Here is a 17776-nt window from a genome sequence, read left to right as displayed (position 1 = left end):
GTATGAATAGTTCAGTAGTAAAATCAATAGTACTTCATTTAGGGATTGGTGGATTTTTGTATGCTTCTGCAAATATTCATCCGCCAACACCTAAAGTAATGGAAGTAACGCTAAATTCGGCTATACCTACGCCAGATAAAGCGGTATCAGCCGTTACAGTTGATCAAAAACAAGTTGAGCAAAAAATTGCTGAACTTCAAAAGAAAGAAAAAGATAAAAAAAGTGCTGAAGATAAACGTATCCGTGATTTAGAACGTAGAGCGGCCAATGCACGCAAGCAACGCGAATCAGAAGCACGTAATATTAAAAAGTTAGAGCAACAGCGAAAGGCGAAAGAGAAAGAAAAAGCGCAAGCCGAGGCAGAAGCTAAAAAAGCACGTGCCATTGAGCAAAAAGAGCGTGCTAAAGCTAAGCAAGCCGAAAAGCAAAAGCAAGAAGCTGAAAACGCAGCAAAAGCAGCAGCTGACAAACGCAAAGCTGAAGAAGAAGCGCTTAAAAAAGCAGAAGCTGAGCGCAAAAAGCGTGAAGAGGAAGCAAAAGAGCGTGCTGCTGAGGCCGAACGTAAACGCCAGCAAGCAATGCAAGAGCAAATGTTACAAGAGCAACTTGCCAAAGAGCAGGCTGCCCGTAGTAAAATACGTCAGCAACAAGTGGTGAGCGAAGTGGATAAGTACCGTGCATTAATTATGGCGCGTATTCAGCAAAACTTACTGATTGATGAAAAAATGAAAAACCAACAGTGCCGAGTTAATATTCGTTTGGGCTTTAATGGTTTAGTAACGCAAGTTAAATCATTAGGTGGAGACAAGCTAGTATGTGAAGCTGCATTAAGAGCAGTGCGCATGGCTGACACATTACCGGTATCTAAAGATAAAGACGTATTCGAAAAACTTAAGAATATTAATTTAACAATCAAGCCAGAATTTTAAAGGAATGATATGTTCAACAAAATAAAAATAGCCTGTTTAGTTTTACTGTTTGGGTTTACGGGTGTTGCCAATGCAGCGCTTGAAATTGTAATAACAGAAGGTGTAGACGGTGCAAGGCCTATAGCCATTGTACCTTTTAAATACCAAGGTGTTGGTCCAATCCCTGAAAAGCTAAGTGGTGTTATTGCTGCCGATTTAATGCGCAGTGGTAAGTTTAAACCTGTTGATGTGGCGCAAATGCCGCAACAGCCAAGTAAAGATGGCGAAATTGATTATGCGTCTTGGGTTAATAAAGGTGTTGAAGCTGTTCTTGTTGGTGAGGTTGAACAACAAACTGATGGGCGTTATTTAGTCCGTTATGAATTAGTTGATGTGATTCGTGGCCAAATTACTGGTGGCAATACGCAAATGATGAGTAACGGTAAGTTAGTTAAAAGCCAAGATCATATTTTAGAAGCGCGTGAAAGTGTTATTGGCGAGAGTGGTTTTCGTCGTTATTCACACCGCATTAGTGATGTTATTTATGAAAAGCTAACGGGTGAAAAGGGCGCGTTTTTAACTAAAATTGCCTATGTAATAGTACGTGATAACGAGGCTAAACCTTATCAGCTAGTCGTTGCTGATTACGATGGTTTTAACGAACAGGTATTACTTCGTTCAAAAGAACCATTAATGTCGCCAGCATGGTCACCAAATGGTACTAAACTAGCGTATGTAACGTTTGAAAACCGTCAAAGCCAAATTTACATTCAAGATATATACACAGGTAAGCGTGAAATAATAGCAAGCTACCGTGGTATTAATGGTGCACCGCAGTTTTCGCCAGATGGTAAAAAGCTATTATTAGTGCTTTCTAAGGATAAGACGGGTGCGACAGAAGTTTACATGCTTGACCTTGCTACACGTAAAGAAACACGCTTAACAAATCATCGTAGCATAGATACTGAGCCATCTTGGCACCCTAATGGCCAAGATATTGTGTTTACATCTGAAAGGGGTGGTAATGCTCAGATTTATAAGTTAAATTTAAAAACAGGTAGGTCACAACGACTCACCTTTGATGGTGATATGAACCTTGCTGGTTCTATAACACCAGATGGAAAAGAATTAGTGATGGTTAACCGTACCAACGGGCAGTACCATCTTGCTAAGAAAGAGCTGGCTACAGGCGCGTTTCAAGTATTAACGAGAACACGCCTAGATGAATCACCGAGCATAGCGCCAAATGGTTCGATGATTATATACAGCACGCTCCATAATAATAAACAGGTACTTGCGCTAGTATCGATGGACGGCCGCTTTAAAGCACGGTTACCTGTGCTAGACGGACAAGTAAAGGCGCCAGCTTGGTCGCCATACTTACAGTAATATTACTGGTTTACTCAAAATAGGAATCTACTCAATGCAACTTAACAAAATACTTAAAGGCCTGCTAATTGCTGTGCCAGTAATGACATTAGCAGCTTGTAGCTCATCTTCTGATATTGATGAAGGTGCTGCAAACCAATCAAATCAAGGCGTTGTTGAGCAATCAACTAACACTGATACAGTTGAAGTAGCTACAATCTCTCCTGAGCAACAAGCAGAAGAGCAACTTCGTCAAAAGTACGAAGCACTTCGTCAAGAGCAAGTAATTTACTTTGACTTTGATAAAGCAACTGTTGAAGGTAAGTACGCAGATTTACTTCGTGCACATGCTGAGTTTTTAGTTCAAAACCCATCAGTTAAAGTACTAATTGAAGGCCACGCAGATGAGCGCGGTACTCCAGAGTACAACATTGCACTAGGTGAGCACCGTGGCCAAGCAGTTGAAAAATACCTATTAAGCTTAGGTGTTTCAGCTAGCCAAATGTCAGTGGTAAGCTACGGTGAAGAGAAGCCAATGGTTAAATCTCGCACTGAATCAGCTTTCGCTAAAAACCGCCGTGCGGTACTAGTTTACTAAGATAAGAGATATTATGAAGCCGAAAATTATTTTGGCAGCCATGATATTGAGCGGGAGCACCCAGTTAATGGCTGCTCCCGCTCCTGTTTCAGAAGCTGCGAGTTCACAATCAAGTATTGAGAAGCGATTAGCGTCGCTTGAGAATATGATGCAGTCGCGTAACTTTTTACAAGTAGAGTTACAGCAACAACTTAACTTGTTACAAGACGAAGTAAGTCAAATTCGCGGTGTAACTGAAGAGCAAAGCTACAAACTTGAAAAAGTACTGCAGCGTCAGCGTGAGTTGTATCAAGAGATTGAAAACCGCGTGAGCCAGGCTTATACACAGCCAACAGCAGCTCCAGTAGTCGATCAGGCGCAGCCAAGCGATGCACAGAGCTACAGCAGTGACTTATCTGAAAATGAAGCGTACGAGCGTGCTGTTGCGTTAATAATGAAAGATAAACGTTATGATCAAGCGATTCCTGAATTTCAAACGTTTTTAACTACCTATCCAAACTCTGTATATGCGTCTAACGCGCATTATTGGTTAGGGCAGTTGCTTACTATTAAAAATGATGGCGTAAAAGCGGTAGAGCATTTTAAAGTGGTTGTTAACGAATTTCCAAATTCTAATAAACGCCCTGATGCAATGCTAAAGTTAGGCACACTTTTACAAGATCAAGGTTCAGCGGCGCAAGCACAAAAAATATTGAGCGATCTTATCAATCAATACCCAAGTACTACCGCTGCAAAACTAGCAACTGATCGTTTGGGAAACTAAAGTTCACCAGCGATTAAATTTCTAGTTAAGGCGAGCAAACTACATGGAAACTCTCGAAGAATCTTGGATTTGCATGTAGTTTGAGCACAAACGGTTTAATTTTGTGCATCTAGACATAAAAACTTAAAAAAAGAGACAATTTCGGTTGCACTCATTTTATAAATAAGTATTATAAGCGCCCGCAGCAGACGAATGGTTACCCCACTCGAAATGCGACAAAAAGAGCGGGTTATTAGCTCAGTTGGTAGAGCAGTTGACTTTTAATCAATTGGTCGATGGTTCAAATCCATCATAACCCACCATTATTTGAATGGTCTTTTATCGGCGGATTTACGTACAATACTAAGTTGTTATAAAACGCAACGTCAGAGCGGGTCATTAGCTCAGTTGGTAGAGCAGTTGACTTTTAATCAATTGGTCGATGGTTCAAATCCATCATGACCCACCATTCTTTATTCCTTGTGAATACGGTTTGGCATCAATCGGCGGATTTACGTAAGCTTTAACTTAGTAATAAGTTAGCAACTGGAATGGGTTATTAGCTCAGTTGGTAGAGCAGTTGACTTTTAATCAATTGGTCGATGGTTCAAATCCATCATAACCCACCATTCTTTATTCCTTGTGAATAATGACTGGTTCAAATCGGCGGATTTACGCAAAGTAGTAAGTTGCATTTAAACGCAACAATAGAGCGGGTTATTAGCTCAGTTGGTAGAGCAGTTGACTTTTAATCAATTGGTCGATGGTTCAAATCCATCATAACCCACCATTCTTTATTCCTCGTGAATAGCGTTTGGCATCAATCGGCGGATTTACGTAAGCTTCATTCTTAATTGGATAAGTGCATAGAGCGGGTTATTAGCTCAGTTGGTAGAGCAGTTGACTTTTAATCAATTGGTCGATGGTTCAAATCCATCATAACCCACCATTCTATGAGTAGTTTTAATCGGCGGATTTACGTAAGTTTATTCAAAATGAATAAGCGCATGAGCGGGTCATTAGCTCAGTTGGTAGAGCAGTTGACTTTTAATCAATTGGTCGATGGTTCAAATCCATCATGACCCACCATTCTTTATTCCTTGTGAATAGTGTATGGCATCAATCGGCGGATTTACGTAAGCTTCATTCTTAATTGAATAAGTGCATAGAGCGGGTTATTAGCTCAGTTGGTAGAGCAGTTGACTTTTAATCAATTGGTCGATGGTTCAAATCCATCATAACCCACCATTCTATGAAAGTTTAATCGGCGGATTTACGTAGCTTTTTTCAAAGCAGATTTATATTAGAGCGGGTCATTAGCTCAGTTGGTAGAGCAGTTGACTTTTAATCAATTGGTCGATGGTTCAAATCCATCATGACCCACCACTCTCTAATACTTTCCTGTATATTCTTTTTTTAATTCCCATTCTATTTTTTATAAACAGCTTTACCAGTTTGCTGTTATTTGTGTTTATATTCTCGTATAATTCGCCCTAATTAATGCACTGTAGATAAGTGGTCGAGAACATGAGTCTAGCTCAAACTATTATGCCTGAAGGTTATATTTTCCCCCCTAAGCCAGCACCGTTAACAAATGACGAGCAAGGCGAATATAAAGCGCGTATAAAACAATTACTAAAAGATAAAAATGCAGTACTTGTTGCACATTATTATACCGATCCTGAAATTCAAGCACTTGCTGAAGAAACTGGCGGTTGCGTTGCCGATTCGCTAGAAATGGCACGTTTTGGTGCACGTCATGATGCAGATATGATCATCGTCGCGGGCGTGAAATTTATGGGCGAAACAGCCAAAATTTTAACGCCAAATAAAACGGTTGTAATGCCAACACTTGAAGCGACGTGTTCGCTAGATATTGGTTGCCCGATAGACGAGTTCTCAGCGTTTTGCGATCAGCACCCAGATCGTAAAGTGGTTGTATATGCAAACACCTCTACGGCTGTTAAAGCACGTGCAGATTGGATTGTAACTTCATCATGTGCACTTGAAATAGTAGAGCACCTCGATGAGCAAGGCGAAAAAATCATTTGGGGTCCAGATAAGCACCTTGGTAGCTATATTCAAAAAAATACCGGTGCTGATATGCTTATGTGGAATGGCGCATGTATTGTACATGACGAATTTAAAACTAAAGCCTTAAAAGATATGAAGGCGCTACACCCAGATGCGGGCGTTTTAGTTCATCCTGAGTCACCAGCAGAAATTGTTGCACTTGCCGATTCGGTTGGATCTACGAGCCAATTAATTAAAGCTGCGCAAACAATGGACAATAAAAAGTTTATTGTAGCAACCGATCGCGGCATCTTTTATAAAATGCAGCAACTATGTCCAGATAAAGAGTTTTTTGCGGCTCCAACGGCAGGTGAGGGCGCTTCATGTAAAAGTTGCGCACATTGCCCTTGGATGGCAATGAATGGCTTAAAAGCGATTGAGGAAGCCCTCATAAGCCCTAAAGGTAAAGAAGTATTTGTTGATATGGATTTACGCGAAGGCGCACTTAAGTCACTTAATCGCATGCTTGAATTTACTGCGAGCATGGCTAAGTAATTTTAAAAGTATAAATTAAAACGGTTAATTCTTAGATTTAGCCGTTTTTTGTGCCTATGGATAAGCTATTGCTTGATAAGTAAGCATTTAAAGGCTCATATTTAAAAATGCCTTGCACCTTAAGGGTCTATTTCATACTATAGCGCGCTGTTGCATTATACAATTGCAGCACTGTGGAGGGATGGCTGAGTGGCTGAAGGCGCACGCCTGGAAAGTGTGTTTAGGTTTATCCCTAACGAGGGTTCGAATCCCTCTCCCTCCACCATTATTCAATATTAGGACGTCTCAGGACGTCCTTTTTTGTGCCTGTAATAAAGTAAAATCAATAACTTAGTGTATCATCTCGTCCCATCCTGTTTCACCCAAGCTCAAAGCTTTAGTATCTAATATGGTATTCCTTTAATAAACTGCCATAATAAAGAATACTAAATTGGAGTAGGGTTCATTTTTTATGGCAAGATCAGCGAAGCAACTTACCGATACAGCGCTAAAGAAAGTAAAAGCAGATGATAAAGATCTTATTTTATCTGATGGTAATGGCCTACAAGTAAAAGTTAGAAAGAGTGGTTCTAAGCTCTGGAACTTTAACTACTATCATCCAATTACAAAAAAGCGTATTAACATGGGCTTAGGTAAGTATCCCGATATATCAATTGTTAATGCTAGAAAGCTAGCGCAAGAAGCCAGGGAGTTGGTTGCTCTAGGGACTGACCCTAAAGAACATAGAGACGAAACCTTAGCTTTTAAACGAGCACAAGAAGAGTTAACGCTAAATAAAGTCGCTTTAGAGTGGTTTGAGGTTAAAAAACAAAGTTTAACCAAAGACTATGGTGAAGATATTTGGCGATCGTTAAACAAGCATATTTTATCGGTTATTGGCAAATACCCCATTGGTAAAATCAATGCACCACAAGTGATTAAGATTTTAAAACCCATAGAAGCAAAAGGAACCTTAGAGACAGTTAAGCGGCTATGCCTGTATTTAAGAAAGATCATGATACACGCAGTTAATAGTGGTTACATTAATGCTAATCCACTTGCAGGGATTAGTGAGGTTTTCAAAAAGCCGCAAAAACAAAACATGCCTTCGTTAAAACCAGAGGAGCTGCCTGAATTAATGCAAACACTTGCTATAGCATCAATTAAGCGCGTAACTCGTTTTTTAATTGAATGGCAGTTACATACACTTACGCGCCCAGGTGAAGCTGCCGGTACGCGATGGGATGAAATCGATTTTGGTAATAAACTTTGGACTATACCCCCTGAACGCATGAAAAAGCGCAGAGAGCATGTCATTCCTTTATCAAAACAGGCTTTAGAGTTATTGGAGGCAATAAAACCAATTTCAGGGCACAGAGAGTTTGTTTTTCCGTCAGACAGAAACCCTAGAAATCATATCAACAATGAAACAGCTAATATGGCTCTAAAACGTATGGGGTTTGAAGGTAGATTAGTAAGCCATGGCTTACGTTCGCTTGGGAGTACAACATTAAATGAGCATGAGTTTAACCCAGATGTGATAGAAGCCGCACTTGCGCATGTAGATAAAAATAAAGTTCGTTCTGCTTATAATAGAGCTGAGTACATAGAAAAACGCAGAGAGCTAATGAATTGGTGGAGCGACCATATAGGCCGAGCATCTCAGGGTACACTGTCGGTAACAGGGCATAAACACCTTTTAAAAGTTGGTTAGAGGATAAAATAAGGATATAAAATGGCTTTAACTCAAATGCAGATTATTCAATCACTAGGTGAAGCTATGAGCTGGTTAGAAAGGGAGTTAAGTTGGGATGTGCCTGCAACAGAGCTAAGACATTTAACTGGTAGAATTGGGGAGCTTTACGCTGCACTAATCACGAATGGACGTATGGCAACAGAGGTTAACCAGGCGGGCTATGATGTTGTATCAAGCAAAGGCGAGCGTATATCAGTTAAAACAACAGGTAGGATGCATACAGGCGGCCATATTAGCTTTAATACTAATACGTTAGAATTGGTCGATCGTATAATTATTTTAAGAATCAATACAGACGAAATGCAAGTTGAAACTTTGTTAGATATGCCAGTTGAGCAAGCTAGATTACTAATGAGTGATGCAGCAACGGGTAAAAGCTGTATCACAATGAGTAAGTTAATAAACCCACCTGTTAAGCCACGTGTATTACTAAACGTAAAAGAAGCAACATGGAATAACTACAAATTAGTAGAGCTTGAAAGCGGAACTATTGAAGTGTTTTTAAATGACGAGCTTGTAACACCAAGCAAGCGTTACTTACGTGATATCGCTAAAGAGTTAGGGATTTCAATTTTAAATAGCAACGGAAATCCATTTAATATACGGGAACTGGGTTTTGTGTTGATTAAAGAATTGCTCAATTAATTACTAATAACATGGCTTTACTGAATGTACTTAAAAAGGTACATTGATTTCTTAACTAATAAAATAAAGCAGGGAATATGAGCGATTTAGTAGAATGTAGCGAGTGTAAATTAAAATTCGATTTGGATGAATACGATAATTGTCCTGATTGTGAAGACGACTTAATTGAGTGTGAAGTGTGTGAGCACAAGTTTAATTATAAACTCAAAAGCTGCCCTAACTGTGATGAAAACACAGTGCCAGAAGGTACTGAATGCGAGTTTTGCGAAAAGCCTGCAGTGCGCTATATGCAAGATAACCCGGTTTGTGAAGACCATTTCCAGCAGTAATCAAGTTTACTTGGCTCATAATAAATTGTAATGAGCCATTTCCTCGACTCAAGAGCTCTAAGCTAGAGGCAATATGCCTTATTATTTTTAGTATATAAGTATTAACCCTGAGCCATATTACCTCTACTACGAGCCTCTTTCTGTGAATAAATCCTATCGTTGATTTCAAACTTTAATGCCATATTTTACCTATGTTCAATGAGTTAACGAATGTTGAAGTTAATTATCTATTATCAACAGTTTACCGTATTTAGATTTGCTAAATATATAAAAAGTGGCAAAATAAGAAAAAGTCTATTGAATATAAGCAATAGTATTCGATTTAAATAGACTCACCCTCGAATCAGCATAATTTTAACAAGGAGTTAGTTTTATGAATAAAGCTGACGTACATCGCCAAAAAGTCCAAGAAATCCTCAGTAGTAACGTATTACATGGTCACCAAGTAAATGCCGCGACAAAAACATTTGATGCATTTTCTGCAGATGTTAGAGCCGTAGTTACAGCCGCAGAAATGCAAGCTGGTAAATCGGGTATTGCTTTAGCTTTATGTTGTCTACAACGTTTGAGCCTAGATGATGAAACCATTTGCCAAAAACGCTCGCTTAAAGACACCTTATACCTTGTCACAATGCCAGATACAGCCTTAAGGGATCAAGCTGAAGATGACTTAAGGCTTGCTAAAAATGTAGTGGTCAGTAATTTTGTTAATTTTGAAAAATCTTTAGAAACTGATTTTAAGGGCAATCCTCCGAAACTCATCATCATTGATGAGTGCCATTATGGCTCTAACGTAACAGGTATACGTTACAGCACTGTATTTGACTACTTAGAACAAGAAAATGACTCTTGTAAAGTCGTGTTTATTTCTGCGACACCTTTTGGTGCTTTATATGGTGCAGAGACTGAATATGAAGAAGCTTTAGAAATTAGTTCAGAAGCAGAGGAGGATCATAACGATAAGCTACTAAAAGAGTCAGCTCAACTTGCAGATCAAGCTCTTAAAGATTCTATTTTACGGCGTGATTTTGGCACGCGATTAGTTTTTCATAAAACGAGTAACGAATATTACGGTGTTCGTGAAATGCTAAAAAATAACCGACTACATAATCTAAATGATGACGAAAGAAACTTTCTAGTTGATTCGTCTCATCGCAAAAGTTTTATGCAGCAATTTAATGCACATGAAGGTATGGGTTGGTCATTAGTTCGTGTTCCTGCCGGTACAGCAATGGATGCAAAGCAGTACTTCATTTCCCAAGGAGTAGATGAAGAAAACATTTACATACTAGGAAATTCGCTTTCAGGGGTGCCAGAAGATGAGTTATCTACAATTGATAGGTTTAAAAAAGCATTTGAAGACAGCGAATTGTTTGGTGAAAAGTTGGTCGCGATTACAGTTGCAGGGTGCCGTGCGGGAATAAACTTTGGTAATTTAATGAAGAATAACCTTATCTCTACCTGGGATAGCACAGTAGCTAGTGTTGCTGCTGTTGTACAAGCGAATGTAGGGCGTGCTTGTGGTTATCATGGCAATAATACCTCAATGCATTTCACTAATGGTAATGCAGCTGAAGCATATGGGGCAATATTGGATTATTTAGAACGTAATTGTTCAGATCATGCTGCATCTGATTTTGAAGGCCTGAAAGAGTTTTTTGAAGAAGTATGTCAAGAACATCAAGTAAATGGTTTAGATGTAGGGCTTACAATTAAATATAAAAAACGTAGACCTATTGGAGATGTTGAAACGTTCGCAACGGATCATTATGTAGCTGTCCCAGCAAGGCTATTAGACCAAGACTATGACTTTTCACAACATACACAAGATAAGCTACTTTTAGCTGCTACTTCAGTATTACGAGAAGAATTTATTAAAAATGGAGCTCCGTCTGTTAAAGGCAGTAGGGCAATGCGCGGTAAGAAAAAAAACTGGATAAAAGCTCAGTGGGTTAATGGCGATAGCTACGATAACGCCCAGAAAGCAGGCGTGGATGGACCTCAAAAAGATAGAACTATAATGCTTACCAGCATGTTAGATAATGATGAATATGTTGAGTTTAATAGGGTTGTAGCGCCAGGTTCAGGAGAGCTATCTGAAAATAAGTCAGTTACTGCAACTGTTTTTAGTATCTATAACATATCAAGACGTAAAGTTACCAAAACGATCATGACAGAAAAGGATGTGTGGGACATGTGTGATTATTTCGATATTCCACATGACGATACCATGTTTGTTTTATATAAACGCGGTGAATATGACTTAGATAGAACACTAGATAAAAAGACTCATAATGAGTTACCTGAAAAATCAGGTGCTTTAAGTGACGAATCACAGTTTTCAGTGAAGTAAAGTTTATGAATCAAGCACAAAAGCACAGAGAGTATCTAGAGAAAATAGTATCTAGTGATACTTTCGAACATCAACAACATGCAGCAAAGAGAGCGTTTTCTCATTTTCAACAGGGTAGTCGTGCTGTTGTTATAACCGCTGAGATGCAATCAGGGAAGTCTGGTATCGCATTAGCATTAGCTGCATTACAAAGGCTGAGTTTATCAGATATAGATATTTGTGAGCGCTCAAAATTAAAAGATACACTTTATTTGGTCACTATGGCCGATTTGTCACTCCAAGAGCAGGCTAAGCAAGATCTTGCTAAATGTAATAATGTTGTTGTGAGTAACTTTACTAATATGAGTTTCGCACTCTCAAGCAACTTTAAAGCCCAGCCACCCAAACTCATTATAATAGACGAGTGTCATTATGGAGCCGGCTCAGAGGCCGTAAGGTATGCCAAGGTTTTTGAGTATCTCGAAAAAGAAAATACAAACTGTAAAATTGCTTTTATTTCAGCCACACCTTTTAGCGCGCTTTATTCAGCAGGTGCAGATTCGATTCTTCGTCACGACTTTAAAACCAGTCTCGTTTTCCATAAAACAAGCGATGAGTATTTAGGCATCAGAGAGATGCACCGCAATAATCAAATAGTAAAGTTAACAGAAGAGCAGCGTAATTTTTGTGATGATTCTTTACTACGTAAGCGTTTTATTAGGCAGTTCAAAGAGCATCCCTCATCAGGATGGTCATTGATTAGGGTTCCTAGTAGCCAGGCTAATTTAGCAAAAAATATCCTACTAGAAAACGGTATAGCCGAAGAGCAAATAATGGTTATTGGCCAAAAGCTGGTGGGTGTTGAGGAGAGTGATTTAGCAAGTATTGACGATTTTAAACGTGAATATGAAGCAGCAGCTATGTTCGATGACAAAGTTATCGCTATTACTGTTGCAGGCTTTAGAGCTGGTATTAATTTTGGTCAAGAGATGAAAAGCACGCTCATTAATACTTGGGACAGTACGATTGCTAATATTGCTGCAATTGTCCAGGCTAATATTGGTCGTGCTTGCGGTTATCACAGTAATACACTTGCCAAACACTATACGAACCTTGATGCTATTAAAGCTTATAGCGACTTACTTAATCACCTTGAATTAAATAGTGACAAAAGTGATTTCAAAGGGTTACATGCAGTTTTTGAAGATATCTGTGCTAAATACGAAGTAAGAGGTTTTGATAGAGGTGTTCAAATACTACCAAATAAGGAATATACCGCCTCTTCTCGAAAAAAAGATGACACTCAAACATATTTAACCCAAAGTTATCTAGCCGTTCCAGGTAAATTAGCTATACCGGACTACGATTATTCAAAATACACCCAAAACCCCTTACTGCTTGAGGCTATTGCTCTAATTAAGGCTGAATTTTTAAAAGATGATGGTCCACACCGTAAGCAGGGTAGAGCCCTTAAAGGTGAACATCAGAATTGGATAAAGGCACAATGGGTAAACGGCGTTACTTATGATGATTACACTCCAAGCTGTGCAAAAAGTAGAACAATAGAATTCATGTCATTATTAGATCAAAACCAACAGTTAGAGTTTAATAAAGTGGTTAACCCAGGCGGTGGTGAGGCTACGACTGATAAGCGAGTTATGGCGAGTGTGTTTAGTATATATAACTTATCTAAAAAAGCAGACGCATTTAAGCGTTCAATGGATGAAGATGATTTGCAAGAGATTAGTGAGCTATTAGATGTGGCACTCGATGACACAATAATTTTATTGTTTCTTCGTGGTGAACACTCAAGTGAGTTAACTAAAATAAAAAAACACCAGGCTGAAGTGATAGCTACGCACATTAAAAACCAGTCTGTTTTTTAATGTATTTTACAATGGTTTGGTCTCTATTTCCTTTAAGGCTCTAACATGGATGAAAAAACTTTAAGTTTTATTAATAAAGCAAAATCTATACATGGCGATACTTATTCTTATGATAAGTCTACTTATATTGGTAGTAATATAAAATTAACTATTACGTGTAAACACCATGGTGATTTTGAACAAACGCCATCAAACCATTTTAAATACCATTGTTCTAAATGTTCAAAAGAGGTCCAAAACAAAGCTAAATTAGCGAAGGCGTCCTCAGTGTATTTAGATAAAGTTATAGCGGTCCATGACAACAAATATGACTTATCAAAAGTAAATTATACAGGAGCCAAAAATAAAGTAACTGTAGTGTGCTCTGAACATGGCTTGTTTGAAATTAGAGCTCAACATTTTTTAGCTGGTAGTGGGTGTAAACAATGTGGAAACAAAAATACAGCATTAAAAACTATCGAAGCAGCTTCCAAAACATTTGAATTAAAGTCTAGAAAGGTCCATGGAGATAGGTTTGATTATAAGCAAGTCGCTTACAAAGGAAATACAACAAAAGTTATAATAACCTGCCTAGAACATGGAGATTACTTGCAAACCCCTCGCAAGCATCTTGAAGGTTCCGGTTGCCATAAATGTGCAATAGATAACTCCACTTCAAGGTTATCAGCTAGTGTATTTATAGAAAGAGCAAAAATAGCCCATAAAAATAAGTATAACTATTCAAAAACTCAATTTACTAAGTCACATGAAGATATAATAATTACCTGCGAACAGCATGGGGATTTTTCACAAAATCCACATAATCACTTAGCTGGGGCGGGTTGCAAACTCTGTGCTAATGAAAAAATAACCTACACTACAGCTGAATTTATAGACCGAGCTAATAATAAGCATAGATCTTACTACTCATATGAAAAAGCAATTTATGTCTCATCAAAAGTTAAAGTATTAATTACTTGTCCTACGCATGGCTCATTTAATCAAAAGCCAATACTACATTTGCAAGGCTATGGATGTAACAAATGTGCCGCTATTAAACGTGGTAAAAATAACGCCTCTTCTACAGCTGAATTTATTAGAAGCTCAAACTTCATACATGAGTACAAATGGAATTATGACAAAACAAAATATATAAATAACCATAAAAAAGTAATAATAACGTGTCAGGAACATGGTGATTTTGAACAAACCCCTGGTAGCCATAAAAGTGGAAAAGGGTGTCCTAGATGTGGGGTTATTAAGTCTACCGACTCTGGAAAGGTAAAGTATGAAGAGTTTCTAAAAAGAGCTAAGGAAGCTCATGGTGATAAGTATTTATATGACCTTGTTGAATATTCATCATTTAATGAGAAGGTTAGCATAAAGTGTTTATTGCATGGTGTCTTTAATCAATCACCGGCATCGCATGTTAGAGGATCCGGGTGCCCAATTTGTGGCTTAGAGTCTTCTAGGGAAAAAAGGAGAATCCCTCATCATGTCATACTGACAAAAGCGCATGAAGTCCATAACTTCAAATATAGTTATGTTGAAGATAGGGAAGAGAATCCAGATGGTAAATTAGTTGTTTTTTGTTCAGAGCATGGAAGGTTTGAACAAAAAATTGATGCTCACCTTAGAGGTGTAGGGTGTCCAGAATGTACTAGCATTCAACGTAATATGCAGACTGAAGAGTTTACAGAAAGATCTACTGCAGTACATAGAGGAAGATATGGCTATCAGTACGTTGACTGTAATGGGACTAATAGCATACTAAAAATTGAATGCTATAAGCATGGTATCTTTGAACAAATGGCTTCTCAACACTTAAAGGGCAATGGATGTAGAGACTGCTATGTTGATTCAACAAAACTAACTTTAGAAAATTACCTTAAAGATTGTAAAAAAATACATGCTGATAAATATGACTATTCTAAATTAGAATATAATACTATCAGGGATAAGGTTATTATTACCTGTTCTACACATGGTGACTTTCTGCAAACGGCCCATGATCATAAACATGGTGCAGGTTGTCCTAAATGTGCTGAATATTTTAGGAATTTAGATAATAAAGATCCAGATACTCCATGTTATCTATATTATTTAAAACTTAGAACAGAACATCTCATTTTTTATAAAGTAGGCATAACAACAAAAGGCGTTAAACAACGTTTTTATCGTTTGGAGAAAGATAATACAGAAATTTTAGATCAGTTTAGTATCCTCACAACTCTTGATAAAGCTATTATTGCCGAGCAAACCATATTAGAAGAGTTTGAAGAATATAGACTTTTAATGTCAGACACTTTGGTGTTAAGTGGAGGTGGAACCGAGTGTTTTGCTGATGATGTATTAGGGATACATGGCTTAGAATTAGAAGACTACATTAGCTAGGTGGTTAGGCGAGTCTTTTCGAATCAAAAAAGCCGTTCAAATTGAACGGCTCTCATAATAAATCTGTTTGTTAGCTATCTACAGGCTTTCGATTCTTCGATCATCGCACGTTGAATAGCTACTGTTTCTTTGATTACTTTATCGAAGAACTTTCTCTTTTCTTTTGCTGAACCGTTACGTACAAATTCAGAAAAAGGCGTAGACTTAACTTTTTCACGAGATTGAACCAACATGTCATACTCCTATTTATGTTGAATTACTTATACCGGCTATACGCTCTAATGACTTACGATTATACTTTTTGCCAAGTAGAGCGTCAATGTTACTTACATTAAAGTAAGGCTTTTCTTTTGTTCCATCAAGGTTTTTTTCCATAAAAATAATATCAATTTGCTCCTTGAAAATATTTTTTAATTCGCTGACCACACGTTGAGACTCTAAAAACTGATTTACGAAAACCTCAGGTGGAACTCTTCTTCCTTCAACTATTTCGCGAGCCTTAACTAAACACCAAGCTTGTTCTGGATCTTGGTAAACAAATATAATCAAAACATAGCGATCTTTACGTAATGAGCGTTCTATATTCGATTTTGCCTTTTCAAAACTTGAAAGCGTAGAGTCGAGTAAAAAGCTTACCTTTTTCTTTAAAGCTCTATCATGTATAGCTTCCACTAAAATAGTTGCAGGCGTTTGGAATAGCGGTGAGTTTAATCCCTTGTAGTCATCAAACTCCTTTCTTAGTTCATCATTTTCTATGTGAACAACATCAGCGCCATGCTCTTTTTTAAATTGAGAAATGATACTTTTAGCAGTCTCAGTTTTTCCTGCGCCAGGGGAGCCTGCCATAAAAACAGATACAGCACTTTCTTCTTCTGGCAAATGATCAATCATACTTTTGGCAAGAGCTTTCTTCATTGCCTTAGCTTTAACTAGCGCTTTTTTTGTAATTTCTGCATCTGTCATAAAATATCAAATCTAAGGTTAATTCACATAAATAAAGGGGTTAAAACCCTCTATAAATCCAGTAGTATACCAAGAGGTCATTCAACATTTTTGGCTTATGCCATCCCCCAAAACTCAGATTTAATATCATCAGCATTATTATTTTTATATATGTTTTCACTTATCAAATAGGCTTGAGATTGATTGTTATTAATCATAAAGTGCTTATCATTCTTTTTATACAGCTTAAATGTATAGTGATATTGGCTCGAATATGTCGCAGTAGCTGAAAATACATTGGTAATATTATTTTGCCCCATAAATTGAAAAATAGCTTGAGCGACATAGTTTAATCTTTCATCTCGGCCCATATTCATTGTAAACATTGAATACGAATCTTGATCATCAAATGCAACAAATATCTCAATAACTTCGTTTGAATCTTTAAAGATAAAGTTAACCACTCTGCCGTCTAGCTTCATATCACCATCTTTATCAATTTCATACAGGTGAGGAGTTTCATTATTAACATACATGACCTCACCATTTTTAACGATGAACATTATATCGACTTCAGCTTCAATAAGCCTCATTCCACCATCGTAATCGATTTTTTGATTACTGATATTATTGCCGGAATTAGAAGTAATACTTAATGAAATCAATTTATTAAGTATTGCAGTCCTAATTTCAAACATCTTGAGAGGGTCACGGCTGAAGCAACATAAAATACTTTTAAAAAATATAAATGCTTTTCCAGTATTATTATTCTCAGTGACTTTTATAAATTCAGAATGATTAATCCCGCAATTTAAAGCATATTCCTGGTGGATTCCCCCCATTTCCTCAAGTTCTTTTATTTCCTCAAGAATAAAATATTTTATTAAATCTAAATCATTGGCTAAATGCTGATTACTTAGTATTTCTGCCCAACGTTGGGCAAAGTACTTAAGGCCATCATTAGAGAGCTGCTGTCTAACTGTATCGCCACTTTTTTGTTCGAAACTGATAAATAATTTTATTCGCTCTATATTTTGCAATGCCATCGGAGTGGTTCTTTCTATATCCACTGACTCCTTATTCTTCTCCATGTCTATAACTTTACGATAATCATCATACGCCTCAAGGTACCTTTCTTGAATCATGAAACAGCCAGCTCTATTTAAATATACGCTTGAATGGTTTGGGCTTACTTCTAGTGATTTTGTAAAGAATAAAATAGCGTCATCTTGATTGCCGTATTGATGATACTGAAGAGCTTGGCGAAAGTATTGTTCACCTTGTGCTTCTGCCTTGGGGTCCGTTTTAATTCTTGAGAAAAAGCTAAATAGAGACATATTATTTCCTTAT

The 17776-nt window shown here is 37.7% G+C and carries 14 protein-coding genes and 9 tRNA genes; 20 read left to right on the top strand and 3 right to left on the bottom strand.

Going from position 1 to position 17776, the window contains the following annotated elements:
* Positions 1 to 2: 2 nt before the first annotated feature.
* The 20 genes from tolA (at position 3) to QL998_RS08625 (ending at position 15484) form a co-directional block, all read left to right on the top strand.
* The gene (tolA, locus tag QL998_RS08720) at positions 3 to 929 is read left to right on the top strand and encodes a cell envelope integrity protein TolA (RefSeq protein WP_182195910.1); all 927 of its coding nucleotides are present in this window, start codon (positions 3 to 5) and stop codon (positions 927 to 929) included.
* A 9-nt stretch (positions 930 to 938) separates the two neighbouring features.
* The gene (tolB, locus tag QL998_RS08715) at positions 939 to 2297 is read left to right on the top strand and encodes a Tol-Pal system beta propeller repeat protein TolB (protein WP_290192533.1); all 1359 of its coding nucleotides are present in this window, start codon (positions 939 to 941) and stop codon (positions 2295 to 2297) included.
* Positions 2298 to 2331: 34 nt separating this feature from the next.
* The gene (gene pal / locus QL998_RS08710) at positions 2332 to 2874 is read left to right on the top strand and encodes a peptidoglycan-associated lipoprotein Pal (protein ID WP_002960636.1); all 543 of its coding nucleotides are present in this window, start codon (positions 2332 to 2334) and stop codon (positions 2872 to 2874) included.
* Positions 2875 to 2887: 13 nt separating this feature from the next.
* On the top strand, positions 2888 to 3637 hold the full coding sequence (gene ybgF / locus QL998_RS08705; RefSeq protein ID WP_290192532.1) for a tol-pal system protein YbgF: 750 nt from the start codon (positions 2888 to 2890) through the stop codon (positions 3635 to 3637).
* A 226-nt stretch (positions 3638 to 3863) separates the two neighbouring features.
* Positions 3864 to 3939, top strand: a tRNA-Lys gene (locus QL998_RS08700).
* A gap of 70 nt (positions 3940 to 4009) precedes the next feature.
* Positions 4010 to 4085 (top strand) — tRNA-Lys (locus tag QL998_RS08695).
* 84 nt (positions 4086 to 4169) lie between these two features.
* Positions 4170 to 4245: transfer RNA gene (locus tag QL998_RS08690), tRNA-Lys, on the top strand.
* Between the two features lie 85 nt (positions 4246 to 4330).
* Positions 4331 to 4406, top strand: a tRNA-Lys gene (locus QL998_RS08685).
* Between the two features lie 83 nt (positions 4407 to 4489).
* A tRNA-Lys gene (locus QL998_RS08680) sits at positions 4490 to 4565 on the top strand.
* A 64-nt stretch (positions 4566 to 4629) separates the two neighbouring features.
* Positions 4630 to 4705, top strand: a tRNA-Lys gene (locus QL998_RS08675).
* 83 nt (positions 4706 to 4788) lie between these two features.
* A tRNA-Lys gene (locus QL998_RS08670) sits at positions 4789 to 4864 on the top strand.
* Between the two features lie 62 nt (positions 4865 to 4926).
* Positions 4927 to 5002 (top strand) — tRNA-Lys (locus QL998_RS08665).
* Positions 5003 to 5143: 141 nt separating this feature from the next.
* A complete protein-coding gene (nadA, locus tag QL998_RS08660; protein ID WP_182733272.1) occupies positions 5144 to 6184 on the top strand; it encodes a quinolinate synthase NadA in 1041 nt (346 codons plus the stop codon).
* A 175-nt stretch (positions 6185 to 6359) separates the two neighbouring features.
* Positions 6360 to 6449 (top strand) — tRNA-Ser (locus tag QL998_RS08655).
* 186 nt (positions 6450 to 6635) lie between these two features.
* Positions 6636 to 7877 carry an integrase domain-containing protein gene (locus QL998_RS08650; RefSeq protein ID WP_290192531.1) on the top strand — a complete coding sequence of 414 codons (1242 nt, stop codon included), beginning with the start codon at positions 6636 to 6638 and terminating at the stop codon, positions 7875 to 7877.
* A gap of 21 nt (positions 7878 to 7898) precedes the next feature.
* Positions 7899 to 8564 carry a hypothetical protein gene (locus QL998_RS08645; protein ID WP_290192530.1) on the top strand — a complete coding sequence of 222 codons (666 nt, stop codon included), beginning with the start codon at positions 7899 to 7901 and terminating at the stop codon, positions 8562 to 8564.
* A gap of 77 nt (positions 8565 to 8641) precedes the next feature.
* The gene (locus QL998_RS08640) at positions 8642 to 8893 is read left to right on the top strand and encodes a hypothetical protein (protein ID WP_121954309.1); all 252 of its coding nucleotides are present in this window, start codon (positions 8642 to 8644) and stop codon (positions 8891 to 8893) included.
* Between the two features lie 373 nt (positions 8894 to 9266).
* A complete protein-coding gene (locus tag QL998_RS08635) occupies positions 9267 to 11246 on the top strand; it encodes a glutathione synthase (protein WP_290192529.1) in 1980 nt (659 codons plus the stop codon).
* Between the two features lie 5 nt (positions 11247 to 11251).
* Positions 11252 to 13111: a DEAD/DEAH box helicase family protein gene (locus tag QL998_RS08630; RefSeq protein WP_290192528.1), complete on the top strand. Its 1860-nt coding sequence runs from the start codon at positions 11252 to 11254 to the stop codon at positions 13109 to 13111.
* 45 nt (positions 13112 to 13156) lie between these two features.
* Positions 13157 to 15484: a hypothetical protein gene (locus tag QL998_RS08625; RefSeq protein WP_290192527.1), complete on the top strand. Its 2328-nt coding sequence runs from the start codon at positions 13157 to 13159 to the stop codon at positions 15482 to 15484.
* Positions 15485 to 15558: 74 nt separating this feature from the next.
* Here QL998_RS08625 and QL998_RS08620 read toward each other — a convergent pair whose 3' ends face one another.
* The 3 genes from QL998_RS08620 to QL998_RS08610 form a co-directional block, all read right to left on the bottom strand.
* Complete coding sequence (locus tag QL998_RS08620; protein WP_290192526.1) at positions 15559 to 15717, bottom strand: hypothetical protein; 159 nt, start codon at positions 15715 to 15717, stop codon at positions 15559 to 15561.
* 13 nt (positions 15718 to 15730) lie between these two features.
* Complete coding sequence (locus tag QL998_RS08615) at positions 15731 to 16447, bottom strand: zeta toxin family protein (RefSeq protein WP_290192525.1); 717 nt, start codon at positions 16445 to 16447, stop codon at positions 15731 to 15733.
* A gap of 95 nt (positions 16448 to 16542) precedes the next feature.
* Positions 16543 to 17763 carry a hypothetical protein gene (locus QL998_RS08610; protein ID WP_290192524.1) on the bottom strand — a complete coding sequence of 407 codons (1221 nt, stop codon included), beginning with the start codon at positions 17761 to 17763 and terminating at the stop codon, positions 16543 to 16545.
* Positions 17764 to 17776: the final 13 nt, after the last annotated feature.

The sequence above is a fragment of the Pseudoalteromonas sp. APC 3691 genome, assembly GCF_030408135.1.
In the GTDB taxonomy this organism is placed as follows: domain Bacteria; phylum Pseudomonadota; class Gammaproteobacteria; order Enterobacterales; family Alteromonadaceae; genus Pseudoalteromonas.
Note: the sequence above shows the minus strand (reverse complement) of the source record. Positions and strands in the feature narration are given on the sequence as shown.

Bases quoted from the DNA above. Each gene is read 5' to 3' on its own strand.
- nadA (WP_182733272.1), top strand. From the start codon at position 5,144: ATGAGTCTAGCTCAAACTATTATGCCTGAAGGTTATATTTTCCCCCCT.
- QL998_RS08630 (WP_290192528.1), top strand. From the start codon at position 11,252: ATGAATCAAGCACAAAAGCACAGAGAGTATCTAGAGAAAATAGTATCT.
- QL998_RS08645 (WP_290192530.1), top strand. From the start codon at position 7,899: ATGGCTTTAACTCAAATGCAGATTATTCAATCACTAGGTGAAGCTATG.
- QL998_RS08610 (WP_290192524.1), bottom strand. From the start codon at position 17,763: ATGTCTCTATTTAGCTTTTTCTCAAGAATTAAAACGGACCCCAAGGCA.
- QL998_RS08635 (WP_290192529.1), top strand. From the start codon at position 9,267: ATGAATAAAGCTGACGTACATCGCCAAAAAGTCCAAGAAATCCTCAGT.
- QL998_RS08625 (WP_290192527.1), top strand. From the start codon at position 13,157: ATGGATGAAAAAACTTTAAGTTTTATTAATAAAGCAAAATCTATACAT.
- QL998_RS08620 (WP_290192526.1), bottom strand. From the start codon at position 15,717: ATGTTGGTTCAATCTCGTGAAAAAGTTAAGTCTACGCCTTTTTCTGAA.
- pal (WP_002960636.1), top strand. From the start codon at position 2,332: ATGCAACTTAACAAAATACTTAAAGGCCTGCTAATTGCTGTGCCAGTA.
- QL998_RS08640 (WP_121954309.1), top strand. From the start codon at position 8,642: ATGAGCGATTTAGTAGAATGTAGCGAGTGTAAATTAAAATTCGATTTG.
- tolB (WP_290192533.1), top strand. From the start codon at position 939: ATGTTCAACAAAATAAAAATAGCCTGTTTAGTTTTACTGTTTGGGTTT.
- ybgF (WP_290192532.1), top strand. From the start codon at position 2,888: ATGAAGCCGAAAATTATTTTGGCAGCCATGATATTGAGCGGGAGCACC.
- QL998_RS08615 (WP_290192525.1), bottom strand. From the start codon at position 16,447: ATGACAGATGCAGAAATTACAAAAAAAGCGCTAGTTAAAGCTAAGGCA.
- QL998_RS08650 (WP_290192531.1), top strand. From the start codon at position 6,636: ATGGCAAGATCAGCGAAGCAACTTACCGATACAGCGCTAAAGAAAGTA.
- tolA (WP_182195910.1), top strand. From the start codon at position 3: ATGAATAGTTCAGTAGTAAAATCAATAGTACTTCATTTAGGGATTGGT.